This is a genomic window from Hydrotalea sp. AMD (assembly GCF_004100315.1).
GTDB classification, from domain to species: domain Bacteria; phylum Bacteroidota; class Bacteroidia; order Chitinophagales; family Chitinophagaceae; genus Hydrotalea; species Hydrotalea flava.
Genome location: NZ_SCKY01000001.1, coordinates 27745 through 40381 on the forward strand (window position 1 = coordinate 27745; position 12637 = coordinate 40381).

The 12637-nt window shown below is 36.0% G+C and carries 11 protein-coding genes; 4 read left to right on the forward strand and 7 right to left on the reverse strand.

Annotated features, from left to right (window positions below):
* Positions 1–28: 28 nt before the first annotated feature.
* Together EO766_RS00115 and EO766_RS00120 are read left to right on the forward strand one after the other, a co-directional pair.
* A complete protein-coding gene (locus EO766_RS00115; RefSeq protein ID WP_075051674.1) occupies positions 29–1576 on the forward strand; it encodes a sigma 54-interacting transcriptional regulator in 1548 nt (515 codons plus the stop codon).
* 32 nt (positions 1577–1608) lie between these two features.
* Entirely contained in the window at positions 1609–3528 is a 1920-nt protein-coding gene (locus EO766_RS00120; protein WP_074421053.1) for a T9SS type B sorting domain-containing protein, read from the forward strand.
* Positions 3529–3532: 4 nt separating this feature from the next.
* Here the strand turns inward: EO766_RS00120 and murB are convergent, their stop codons facing one another.
* From murB to EO766_RS00150, 6 genes are all read right to left on the reverse strand, one after another.
* The gene (gene murB, locus EO766_RS00125) at positions 3533–4546 is read right to left on the reverse strand and encodes a UDP-N-acetylmuramate dehydrogenase (RefSeq protein WP_074421052.1); all 1014 of its coding nucleotides are present in this window, start codon (positions 4544–4546) and stop codon (positions 3533–3535) included.
* A 34-nt stretch (positions 4547–4580) separates the two neighbouring features.
* On the reverse strand, positions 4581–5393 hold the full coding sequence (locus EO766_RS00130) for a Cof-type HAD-IIB family hydrolase (RefSeq protein ID WP_074421051.1): 813 nt from the start codon (positions 5391–5393) through the stop codon (positions 4581–4583).
* Between the two features lie 152 nt (positions 5394–5545).
* Positions 5546–8035, reverse strand: coding sequence for a replication restart helicase PriA (priA, locus tag EO766_RS00135; RefSeq protein ID WP_074417888.1), 2490 nt, complete (start codon positions 8033–8035; stop codon positions 5546–5548).
* An 87-nt stretch (positions 8036–8122) separates the two neighbouring features.
* Positions 8123–8875 carry a lysophospholipid acyltransferase family protein gene (locus EO766_RS00140; RefSeq protein WP_074417906.1) on the reverse strand — a complete coding sequence of 251 codons (753 nt, stop codon included), beginning with the start codon at positions 8873–8875 and terminating at the stop codon, positions 8123–8125.
* 123 nt (positions 8876–8998) lie between these two features.
* A complete protein-coding gene (gene ispE, locus EO766_RS00145; protein ID WP_074417889.1) occupies positions 8999–9820 on the reverse strand; it encodes a 4-(cytidine 5'-diphospho)-2-C-methyl-D-erythritol kinase in 822 nt (273 codons plus the stop codon).
* A gap of 37 nt (positions 9821–9857) precedes the next feature.
* Positions 9858–10448 (reverse strand): bifunctional nuclease family protein, encoded by a 591-nt coding sequence (locus EO766_RS00150; RefSeq protein WP_068241142.1) that lies wholly within the window; start codon positions 10446–10448, stop codon positions 9858–9860.
* A 130-nt stretch (positions 10449–10578) separates the two neighbouring features.
* Between EO766_RS00150 and EO766_RS00155 the strand changes: the two genes are divergently transcribed.
* Positions 10579–11622, forward strand: coding sequence for a YncE family protein (locus tag EO766_RS00155; protein WP_081299097.1), 1044 nt, complete (start codon positions 10579–10581; stop codon positions 11620–11622).
* A 106-nt stretch (positions 11623–11728) separates the two neighbouring features.
* Positions 11729–12166 (forward strand): DUF3592 domain-containing protein, encoded by a 438-nt coding sequence (locus tag EO766_RS00160; protein WP_141676751.1) that lies wholly within the window; start codon positions 11729–11731, stop codon positions 12164–12166.
* A 5-nt stretch (positions 12167–12171) separates the two neighbouring features.
* On the opposite strand, the gene smpB is transcribed toward EO766_RS00160, so the two are convergent.
* Positions 12172–12612 (reverse strand): SsrA-binding protein, encoded by a 441-nt coding sequence (gene smpB / locus EO766_RS00165; RefSeq protein WP_074417891.1) that lies wholly within the window; start codon positions 12610–12612, stop codon positions 12172–12174.
* Positions 12613–12637: the final 25 nt, after the last annotated feature.

A 12637-nucleotide genomic window follows, 5' to 3' on the forward strand; every position in this document is an offset into this window, starting at 1 on the left:
ATTTCATACAATAGGAAAAAAATAGCAGATGACAGATTATAAAAAAATTACAACACTTGGTGCTCTTAAAAAATCAGCTTACATTTCTAAATCAGTAAAAGAAGAAGTTCGGCAAAACTTAATTGCTAAAATTCATTCCAAAGAAAATCCATTCAGCGGTATTTATGGCTATGAAGATACGGTAATACCAGATACAGAACGGGCGTTATTATCGCGCCACAATATCTTATTTTTAGGGTTAAGAGGGCAGGCCAAAACCAGAATTGCCCGGCAGATGGTGCAATTGCTGGATGAATATATTCCAGTAGTTGCAGGTAGTGAAATTAATGATAATCCACTGCACCCCATCAGCAAATATGCCAAAGATCAGTTAGCAGAATATGGAGATGATATGCCCATTGTCTGGTTACATCGATCTGAAAGATATGGTGAGAAATTAGCAACTCCTGATGTAAGTGTTGCAGATTTAATTGGTGATATTGACCCTATTAAAGCGGCCAATCTTCGATTGAATTTTGCGGATGAAAGAGTGATTCATTATGGTATCATTCCTAGAAGTAACAGGGGTATTTTTGTCATCAATGAAATTCCTGATTTACAGGCACGCATCCAGGTTTCTTTGTTCAATATATTAGAAGAAGGCGATATCCAAATACGCGGTTTTAAATTAAGAATGCCACTGGATATTTTATTTGTTTTTACCGCAAATCCGGAGGATTACACTAACCGCGGCAGCATTGTTACACCGTTAAAAGACAGAATACAAAGCCAGATTTTAACCCATTATCCTAAAAATATTGAAACCGCATTGGCCATTACCGAACAGGAGGCTGCAATTTTACCCGAACAGGTTGAAAAAGTTAGCGTTAGCGATTTAATGAAACGATTATTGGAACAAATTGCATTTGAAGCAAGAAACAATGAATATGTAGATAAAAAAAGTGGGGTGAGTGCCCGTTTAACCATTGCCGCTTTTGAAAATGCAATAAGCAGCGCTGAAAGACGTGCTATTATTTTTAATGAAAAACATACACAAGTATGGATTAGTGATTTAATGGGAACCATTCCTTCTATCACAGGTAAAATTGAATTGGTTTATGAAGGTGAACAGGAAGGGCCTTATCAGGTTGCACTGAATTTAATTGACAGAGCAATTCGTAGCCAGTTTATTCAATACTTCCCTAACCCGGAAATGTTAAAAAAGAAAAAGCCCGCCGGTAAAAAATCGACGGAAGAAAAAACAGAAGAAAATCCCTATAAAGCCATTATCCGTTGGTTTGATGCAGGTAACCATATAGATCTATTGACAGATATGAAAGATAGTGAAAAAATTGCAGAATTATACAAAGTGGATGGTTTGTATGCTTTGATAAAAAAATATTTTCATTATGCCAATGAAAAAGAAAATGCACTATTGATGGAATTTGTATTGCATGGGCTGGCAGGCTATTCGCTCATTAGTAAGAAAATGCTGGATGGAAAAATTGAGTTTAAAGATTTAATGGGTAGTATCATGAATTTAAATGCAATGAATTTTGGAGATGATGACGATTTGAATGAGGATGATTTTAATTAATAATGCAAATTTGCATATAAATAAAATTTTTCGTGCCCATCAAACAGATTGTATATTTTATTTTTTTTACATTACTTGCCGGTGGGTTACATGCACAATTGTGTTCGGGCAGTTTGGGTGATCCTGTTATCAACATCACTTTTGGCAGTGGCAATAATCCGGGTACTGCCTTGCCCTTTGGTGTTACCAATTATATTTATGTTCCGAACGATTGTCCGAAAGACGGCTATTATACCATTGCAAATGCTACCAATGGTTGTTTTGGCAATACCTGGTTTCGTTTAACTGAAGACCATACTTCCAATGATGTAAATGGTTATATGATGCTCATCAACGCATCTTATGATCCCGGCGATTTTTATGTAGATACCGTAAAGGGTTTATGCGGCAGCACAACCTATGAGTTTGCATCGTGGGTATTGAATTTAAATACAGGTATTGCATGCAATGGCAATTCAATTTTAGCCAATGTTACCTTTAGTATTGAAACAACAACCGGCACAGTATTGCAACAATACTCAACAGGCGATATTCCTACTTCCATTACACCATTATGGCGGCAATATGGTTTTTATTTTTCAACGCCTAATAATACCAGTAATGTGGTGATTCGTATGCGTAATAATGCACCTGGTGGCTGTGGTAATGATTTGGCTTTGGATGATATTACTTTTAGACCTTGTGGCCCCTTAATTACTGTTACCAATAATGGCCAAACTACTAATACCAATATTTGTGATACCGACAAGCGAAATATTTTACTGAATAGTACCGTTTCTTCCGGCTTTAATAATACCCAATACCAATGGCAAACTTATGTAAATGGAAACTGGCAGGATATTGCAGGAGCTAATAACAACAATTATGTTCGTTTGCCAACACCTGCAGGAAATTATCAATACCGCGTTGTGGTAGCACAGGGTAATAATATTCAACTGCCGGCATGCAGAGTGGCTTCTAATGCCTATGCCATTGGGGTTGAACCTAAGCCTTCCATTTCCATACAAACCAATAATGCTGCTTGTTTGGGCGATAAGTTACAGGTATCTGCCAGCAGCGCCGGTAATCAATTTCGATGGTCAGGTCCTTCCGGTTTTCAAACAACACAACCATCCTTCTCTATCTTTCCATTAACCAATCAAAATGAAGGTTACTATTATGTAAATACTACTACTGCTTTGGGATGTACCAATACCGATTCAGTTTTTGTAAGCGTAAGCCCCATACCGTTAGCTAATGCAGGTTCTTCGCAAACGGTTTGTGCAGGCAGTAGTGTTGTGTTAAGAGGAAGTGGGGGAGAAAAATACAAATGGGTGCCTGCTGCTAATTTATCTTCTGATACCATACCACAACCCACTGCAACGCCTGCCGATAGTACCATGTATTATTTAACGGTAAGCAATGGTAATTGCAACCGAACCGACAGTGTAATGGTGAATATTTTACATTTACCGGTGGCAGCAGCGGGTAAAAGCTTTACCATTTTTGAAGGAGATCAGGTACAATTGAATGGAAGTGCTGCAGGTGATGACATTCAGTATTTCTGGACTCCGGATTATAATATTTCAAATACGAATATTTTGGATCCGGTGGTTTATCCCATTAAAGATACTACTTATACACTTCATGTAGTATCGCAGCAGGGTTGTGGCGAAGCTGTCAGTAAAACATTTATAAGGGTGTATAATAAAATAAGTGTGCCCAATGCATTCTCGCCCAATGGGGATGGCATTAATGATTTTTGGGAAATAAAAGACCTATATACTTATCCTACAGCAGATGTAAGTGTATTTGATAGAAACGGGCAAATGATTTTTCATACAATAGGTTATGGTAAACCCTGGGATGGCACCTATAACGACAAGCCGGTACCGATAGGCACCTACTATTACATCATCAACTTAAATAACGGAACACCGCTGCGTTCCGGTTCGGTATTGATTATTCGGTAAATGCTTACCAGATATTGACTTCCCGTTCTAATTCAATTCCGAATTTTTGTTTTACCGATTGAATAATGGCTTCTGAAAAATTGTAAATTTCTTTTCCTGTTGCACCGCCATAGTTTACAATCACCAATGGTTGTAATGGGTTGCACCCAACATTTCCTTCCCGCTTTCCTTTCCATCCGGCTTGTTCTATCAGCCAGGCAGCAGAAATTTTAAAATTCATTTCATCTAAAGCAAAACCGGGAATATCAGCATATTGCTCACTCAATACATGTAACCTGAATTTTGAGATAGTGGGGTTTTTAAAAAAACTGCCGGCATTCCCAATTTTAGCGGGGTCTGGTAATTTATTCGTTCTAATTATATTCACAGCTTCCGCTACTTGTTGAATAGTGGGTTTTACAATGCCCATTTTTTCTAATTGCTGTTGCAAACTTCCGTACCCAATTACCAATTTGGGTATTTTATTTAAACGAAGTGTAATGGCTACAATTAATAAACGGTTTTTATATTGTTGCTTAAAAATACTGTCTCTATAGCCAAACCGGCATGCTTTATTTGAAAAGATTTCTGTTTCGTGTTTATCTAAATGATAGGCTTCCACATACTCCAATACATCTTTTAATTCAACTCCATAAGCCCCAATATTTTGAATAGGAGCAGCTCCCACACTTCCGGGAATTAAACTTAAATTTTCTACCCCTGCAAAATTGTGTTGCAAACAAAATTGAACCAAATCATTCCATTTTTCACCGGCAAATGCTTTTATCAAAACTGTGGTTTCATCTTCCTGAACAATGAAAATTCCTTTAACCTGATTGTAGAGGGTAAGTCCGCTTAAATTATCTGTAAATAATATATTACTGCCGCCACCCAGTAGATGCCATTGTTGGTATTGCTTTGTTAGTTTAGATATTGTTGCAATATCTTCAATGGTTTCAATTACTGCAAAATTTTCAGCTAATGCTTCAATACCAAATGTGTTATAGGGTTGTAGTGAAATATTGCGACTGATTTGCATAAAAAATTGATAGATTATACTTGTATTTTAATGGTTAGAACCATTGGTTTAAAAAATGTTGAATGGCTTTAGCCACACCATCATTGTTGTTGGTGTCAGTAACATATTTTGCTACTGCTTTTACTGCATCCGGTGCATTACCCATTGCAATGCCGGTACCGGCCATTTCAATCATTTCCAGGTCATTAAAATTATCACCAATTGCAATAATTTCATCAGTTGTAATATGATATTCCTGAATTAATTGTAATATCGCTTTTGCTTTAGAAGCATCTTTTTGCATGGCTTCCAAATAAATGGGTTTAGAGGTAAACATATTTAAGGTTTCAGCAAATAATGGTTTCAGTTTTTCCTGAATGGTTTGAATGGTGGTTGCATCAGCAATCATCATAATTTTATTAGGTCCTGTGTTTTCGCGGTTCCATTGTTCAATTGTATGCGAAAGCGGCTGAATGGTTACCGGAACATCGGTAATTTTTTGTTCAGCTATGGTATATTGTGAACTGTTTTCTGCAAACCAATTGTTTTCCTGATAATAAAGTGTTGTTACATGGTAGGGTTGTACTGCATCATGCAATGCTAATGTAACCGATGTGGATATGGAAGATTGAAAAATAACTTTATTGTTTTGTGCTATGTAAGAACCGTTTAAACTAATGGTGGGTGCAGTTTCTAATCCAACAATTTTACTAATGGGTAAAATACCATGCAGTGGCCTTGCAGAAACCAATACCACCAACACATTTTTTTCCTGCAACTGTTTAATGGTTTGAATGGTGACTTCGCTAACGGTATGGTCGCTTTTTAATAATGTTCCATCAATATCTATAAATACGGCTTTAATCATTTTGAGAGGGTTTTAGTATGGCTTTAAAAAGTTGTAAAAGTATTTAGCATTTTCTACACTACCAATCCTATTTATAAACAGGTGAGTTTAATAAATTTTTAATGCTCTGTGTATGGCATTATTGGTGTATTAAGTTTTAAATAAATGCGCATTTAGTATGGATCTACATCCACAATTATTTGTACACTTCTAAATTGTTTTTGTGCCTGAATGGTTCCTGAATACTGCATAATAGCTTGTTTACATTGTGAAATGATGGTTTGGTTTTTGGGTAGCTTTAATAGTATTTCCCAAATATATTGATTTCGGATGCGTTCTATTACAGGTACTGCAGGCCCATTGATGTAAGGATGAAAAGTAGGGTCTAATAATTGTAGCATTGCAAAAGATGCCTGTTTCGCTATCGGATTGTCTTTATGTTTGAATATTAGTTTAATTAATCTTGAATAGGGTGGATAGTGATAGACTTTCCTGCTCTCAATCTCGAATTGATATAAAGCTTCATACTGGTGTTGCTGCACAAAAGCCAATACAGGATGATGTGTATTGCTTACCTGCACCAATACAATGCCGTTACCATCTTTTCTGCCTGAACGACCGCTTACCTGTTCCATTAATTGAAAGGCACGTTCATTTACCCGAAAGTCAGTAAAGTTTAAAATACTATCTGCGTCAATAATTCCAACTAATTGCACATTTTCAAAATCTAAACCTTTTACTACCATTTGCGTACCCACTAAAATGTCAATTTTGTGTTGTTCAAATTGTTTAATCAGTGTGTCATGATCATTTTTTCCTTTTACTGAATCCAAATCCATCCTGGCTATTTTAGCGGTAGGCAAAGCTTCTGCCAGTAATTCTTCTATTTTTTCTGTTCCAAAATTTTTCTGTGTAAATGCATGGCTGCCGCATACAACACAGGTTTGCATTACCGGGTAATTGCTTCCGCAATAATGACATACTAACGTGTTTTTAGCTTTATGGTAGGTAAGGGTAACGGCACAGTGTTTACATTGCGGAATCCAGCCGCAGGTTTGGCACATTAAATAAGGAGAATAGCCTCTCCGGTTTTGAAAAATAATAGCTTGTTTTTTTTCAATGAGTGTTTGTTGCAATTGGTTTACTAATGCTGCACTGAATGCTACTTTTCCTTTTTGTTCTGCCATTGCTTTTTTGATGTCTACTATTTGAATTTTTGGTAAGGCTACATCACCAAATCTTTCCAATAATTCTACTAAACCATATTTACCCTGTTTACAATTATAATAGGTTTCAATAGATGGAGTTGCACTTCCCAACAATACTTTTGCTTTACATAACGATGCAAAGAATATAGCAGCATCTCTTGCCTGATATCGTGGTGCAGGATCCTGTTGTTTAAAACTGGAATCCTGTTCTTCATCAACAATAATTAATCCCAAATTTTTAAAGGGCAGCATTAAAGCCGATCGTGCACCTAATACTACAGCAATTTCACCATTTTTTACTTTATTCCATATTTCAACTCTTTCATTCGCATTAAATTTTGAGTGATATACCGCAATATATCCGCCCAGATTTTTTTGCAATCTTCTGATGATTTGTGCTGTTAAGGCAATTTCGGGTAATAAATATAATATTTGCCTGCCCGCATCAATAGCTTCTTTTATTAATTGAATATAGATTTGAGTTTTGCCACTGGAGGTTACCCCATGCAGCAAACAAACCTGTTTTTCTTCCCAGTTTTTTTGAATGGAATTGAGTGCTTGTTGCTGTGCTATAGATAATGTAAAATCTATATAAATGTTTTGGGGCAATTGCCTGATTCTGTCTACCGACCTTTTTTGTGCCTGAACAATTCCTTTCTCAATCAAAGCCTTTAACTGTGCAGCAGTTGCACCTGATTTTTTGAGTAAATTGCTTTGTGTAACTTCCCCTTCGGTTTCGGATAAATGTATATAAGCCAGCAGCAATTCCAATTGTTTGGGTGCTTTATTCCATTCATTCAATAATTTTTCCAGGTCTGCTTCAGCCTGGTACTGTGGTTGAAGTGTAATGTAAGTTTCAGTTTTATGACGGTACTTTTCCTGCAGTGTTTCCCAAATAAAGCATACTTTTTTATCGATCAATTTTTTGATGACCGGATAAACATGATTGGAGGATAAAATTTGTTGTATTTCCTGCAAACGCAATTCTTTTCTAATTTCCAATGCTTCTGCAACCAAAAATTCATCGTCTGTTAGCTGTGTACTATCCATTTCAAAACCTTCATTCCATATAACAATACTTTCTCCGCTTAATTTTAAATGTGCAGGTAAAGCAGCCTGCATTACTTCGCCTTCGCTGCACAAATAATATTGTGCCATCCATTCCCAGAATTGCAGTTGTATGGGATAAAGTATGGGGTTTTCATCTAAAATATTAATAATGGGTTTGGGTTGAAATAATTCCGGCTTTTTGTGATGAATTCTTTTTACAATGCCTGCATATTTTTTATTCCGCAATGAAACCTCTACACGAATGCCAATTTGTATGGTATTTTGAATGTGTTCCGGAACCTCCCAGGTATATGTGTTGGGTAGGTTTATTGGAATAATTACATCACAATAAACCAATGGGATAGAAGAGAACGGAATATTATTTGATGGATCAAATTCACTCATGGCTTTTCCTCGCTGTTACTTTTAGCGTTTCATAAAAAATATCTCATCTGGAAACAATAAAGTTAATTCATTTATGCGATTTCATGGTTAGAACATTGGCGGATGTGTTCTGTATTGCACAATTGCAGCCTCCATTTTTTGATACACTATTTTTTTTAATATATTAATATCATTTGTTGTGGTATAGTTGCTTACTTCAATGGGTTCCAGAAAAATAGCGCGACTTTTACCGGGTGTTAGTTGCAATAAATGTTCAGGAGGCAATCGTTTAATAGTATCTAAAAAAATAATAGGTTGAATGGGTGTTTGGGTTTCAATGGCTATCCTAAATGCGCCATCATAAAATTCTTTCAGCGGTTTTCCTGTTTCATTAAAGGTTCCTTCCGGAAAAATAAAAATAGAAAGGCCCTGTGTTAATGCATGTTTCAATTCCTGAAAACTTTTGGCTCTTTTTTCTGCACTGCTTCTGTCAACCAAAATCACGGCACATTTATAAATAAAACCAAAAACGGGAATTTTAACCATTTCATATTTGCCCAATACCCTATAGGGTTGTTGCATACACCGCACCAAAGCAGGGATGTCCATGTACGAGGAGTGGTTGGCCACAAAAATATATTGCCTTTTTTGTGTAGAGGTTAATTCATAATAATTTTTATGATGTATGCCAATCAATACGTACCAAATAATGCCCCACAATTTGGCAATTGTATACACCCCATCACCTCCTTCTTTACCAAAAAAAGAAGCAATGGCTACAAAGGGAAATGCAAAGAACATTAATATAATAAATACAATGAGCGCATAAACAGAATAAATGGCTAAAAGTATTTTCTTCATGTACAATTGATATTGATGCTGTGAAATGGCTCCGGATTTTTTTGTAATATTTTTTTTAGATTGAAGCATGAATTTAAACCGGAAAATTTATTTTCAGTGGCAAAATTGCTTTGAAAAAAATATTTATGCAATTTTAACCAAAGTGTTTTTCGGTATGTTTAGCTTTGGAATGGTTCCTTTTTTAAATATGCCATAAATGGTACTGCCACTGCCGCTCATGGCTGCATATAATGCGCCATTAGCATACAATTCCATTTTTAATTGCTCTAATTGCGGATAGGCTTTAAAAACCGGCGCTTCAAATTGATTAAAAAGTTGGTTTGGCCATGCTTCAATCGGTTGGTCAATGGCATACAACAAATCTGTTTCGGGCAGTTGTGGCTTTATTTGCTGAAATGCCCAGGCTGTGCTGATATGAATAGACGGGTGCAACAAAACAATGCTGTAAGCCTCTAAATGAAGGTGAATGGGTTGCAAGGTTTCACCTCTTTCGGTAGCCAGGGCGGGTTGATTGAAAATAAAAAAAGGACAATCACTACCTAATTGTAAAGCATATTTACTTAACTGATGTTGGGTAATATTCAATTCAAAATATTCATTCAGCAGGCATAAAACCGCTGCTGCATCTGAACTACCGCCGCCCAAACCTGCACCCATAGGTATGGCTTTGTGTAAATGTAAGTGAATGGGAGGGATTTTTGGGAAATCGTTCTTTAATAATTCATAAGCCTTGATGCATAAATTATTTTCCTGATTGCCCGGTATTGGTAAACCAGACGTTGTGAAATGTATAGAATTATCCGAAGCTGCATTGTTTGGAATGATTTCTAAAGCATCCTTCCATTGAATAGGATAAAAAATGGTAGCTATATCATGAAAGCCGTCTTCCCTTTTTTTTGTAATGTATAAACCTAAATTGATTTTACAATTTGGAAAAACAACCATTGATTTAGTTTTTTTGAAAGCGCAATTGCATGTTGATTTATTTTCTCCTGTTTATTTCATCACGAATGGCTATGGCTTTTATATAATCTTCGTGGTCTAACACTTCCTTTAATAATTGGTGCAATTCCTCAAGCCCCATTTTAGATAAATCATTTTCAGAAACATTGCTGTTGTCTTCCACACCAACTGCCTCCATTTTTTTCGGTTCTGATGCGGTATCATCCATTAAAATACCTGCATTTTGTAAAATGTGTTCATAAGTATAAATGGGGCAGCCAAACCGAACGGCTAAAGCCAGTGCATCGCTGGTTCTGCTATCAATTTCAATGGTATCGTGTTCAGTAAAACATACCAGATTGGAGTAAAAAATTCCTTCCTGTAAATCATTAATAATCACTTCCTGTAATTCAATGTTAAATGCATTCATGAAGTTTTTCATGAGATCATGTGTTAACGGACGGCTGGGTTTCATATGCTCTAATGCAACAGCAATGGCCTGTGCTTCAAAACCGCCAATTACAATGGGCAGTCTTCGCAAACCATTCACTTCACCTAAAACAACTGCATACGAATGTGTTTGTGTAATGCTGTGAGATAAAGCAACAATCTCCAATTCAATTTTCTTCATATTGACACGAAAATAAAATAAATTTTAAAATTTTCAATAAGTCTGTATTTATGAAAATTTATTTCTGCTTTTTTAAAATGGATTAGATAAATCAATTGTAAAATCTGATTTTTACAACAAATTACAAGATATGAATTTCCCAATTGTTTTAAATCACCGCAAAAATAAATTTTCTGTAAAATTAGGAGGTATTGTTATTGCCATCTTATTTTTTTTCAACTTAGGTATGGCACAACATACACATTTAAAGGTACTGAAAGCATATTCCATTAAAAGTACAGGCGGGTGGGATTATATAGCCATTCATGATGCAACCCAACGTTTATTTGTTTCACACGGTATACAAGTCAATGTGTTAAATGCAGTATCGGGTGATTCCATTGGGATTATTCCAAACACAATTGGGGTACATGGTGTTGCTTTTGTAAATGCATTGAATAAGGGCTATACCAGCAATGGACGTTTGAATAATGTGTATGTGTTTAATTTAAATACACTGAAAGTAGAAGATTCTATTGCAACCGGTAAAAATCCTGATGCCATTTTTTATAATGAAATTACCAAAAAAATTTATACTTGTAATGGAAGAAGTAAAGATATTTCTGTAATAGATCCTTTTACCAATACAGTAATTGCTACCATTCCTGTTGGCGGTAAACCTGAAACTGCAGTTTCTGATGAAAAAGGAAATTTATATGTAAATATTGAAGATAAAAGTGAAATTGTGTTGATTGATGGTGCTACAAATCAAGTAATGCATCATTGGAGTATTGCCCCGGCAGAAGAACCTACGGGATTGGTGTATGATGCAGCCACACATACTTTATTTGCCGGATGCGGTAATAAAATGATGGCAGTTGTAGATGCCAGAAATGGCATTGTAAAAAAAATGGTACCCATTGGTGCCGGCTGTGATGGGGTTGCATTCGATAAAACCTGGAGGCAGGTATATGCTTCAAACGGACAAGATGGAATGCTTTCTATTGTGTCGGCAGATACCTATGCGGTGTTGAATACCATTCCAACCATGAAAACGGCCAGAACCATTGCAGTAAGCGAAAAAACACATCATATTTTTCTGCCTGCCGCAGCAATTGATCATAAATCTGTACCCGGAAAAAGACCAGCAATGCTGCCGGGCAGCTTCAGGGTATTGCTTGTGGGGCAGGAATAAGAAATTTTGTAATGATGATTTAGAGGTTTCTATAAAAAAAGGAATGGCTTTTCTATTTTCACTACAATTTTGGAATTTATTTTTTTGAAGATTTAAATAGTAATTATTGTATAAGCTTGTCATTATTTTGTATGTAGTTATATTGGTGCTGTATATGCTGTTTACCCGACAGCCCGATTATTTTGATGGTGAAATGACGGTTGGAACCATTCATATGCAAACAGATAGTATTACGCACCGGCAAACCCTCTTTGCAAGTTTTGATCTCGGGAAATCAAATTATCATGTAAATGCAGCGTATTTTTTGCGCAATTTACGGGAGGGAGAAAAAGTTGCGGTGATTTATGATACTACCATGCCACAACGGGCTGCCATTTATGCATGGTGGGGATATTGGCTGCAGTGGGATGAAATAGCAGGTTCTATCATTATTGCGGTTGTTTTATGGGGTATTGCAGTTCTTTTAACCAATAATCCTACGGAAGAAAGCAGATTGGAACAATTAAAAGAGCCGGATGATAAACCCCAGCGAAAATATAGTTGAGGAAATTATTTCAGGTACCTTTTCAATTCTCTTTCTGCATCTTTTTGTTTAATGCTGTCTCTTTTATCGTGTAATTTTTTTCCTTTTGCCAAACCAATTTCTACTTTAACCAGATTTTTTTCATTCAAAAATATGCGGAGTGGAATGATGGTATAACCTTTGTCTTTTAACTTCATTTCCCATTTTTTCAATTCTCTTTTTTTCAATAGCAATTTTCTGTCATGTACCGCCAAATGATTATTATGGGTTCCCAATCTGTATTCTGCAATATAAATACCCCTAAGCCATAATTCACCATGATCAAAAACACAAAAGGCATCATTAAAACTAACTTTTCCTTCTCTAATGCTTTTTACTTCAGTACCCAGTAAAACAATACCTGCTACTAGTTTGTCTTCAATATAGTAGTTAAAATAGGCCTGCCTGTTGGTCATTTCTTTCGCCATAATCTATCTTTCTTTTTGCAAGCTT

Bases quoted from the DNA above. Each gene is read 5' to 3' on its own strand.
- EO766_RS00115 (WP_075051674.1), top strand. From the start codon at position 29: ATGACAGATTATAAAAAAATTACAACACTTGGTGCTCTTAAAAAATCA.
- murB (WP_074421052.1), bottom strand. From the start codon at position 4,546: ATGCAAATCAGTCGCAATATTTCACTACAACCCTATAACACATTTGGT.
- EO766_RS00130 (WP_074421051.1), bottom strand. From the start codon at position 5,393: ATGATTAAAGCCGTATTTATAGATATTGATGGAACATTATTAAAAAGC.
- priA (WP_074417888.1), bottom strand. From the start codon at position 8,035: ATGAGTGAATTTGATCCATCAAATAATATTCCGTTCTCTTCTATCCCA.
- EO766_RS00140 (WP_074417906.1), bottom strand. From the start codon at position 8,875: ATGAAGAAAATACTTTTAGCCATTTATTCTGTTTATGCGCTCATTGTA.
- ispE (WP_074417889.1), bottom strand. From the start codon at position 9,820: ATGGTTGTTTTTCCAAATTGTAAAATCAATTTAGGTTTATACATTACA.
- EO766_RS00150 (WP_068241142.1), bottom strand. From the start codon at position 10,448: ATGAAGAAAATTGAATTGGAGATTGTTGCTTTATCTCACAGCATTACA.
- EO766_RS00155 (WP_081299097.1), top strand. From the start codon at position 10,579: ATGAATTTCCCAATTGTTTTAAATCACCGCAAAAATAAATTTTCTGTA.
- smpB (WP_074417891.1), bottom strand. From the start codon at position 12,612: ATGGCGAAAGAAATGACCAACAGGCAGGCCTATTTTAACTACTATATT.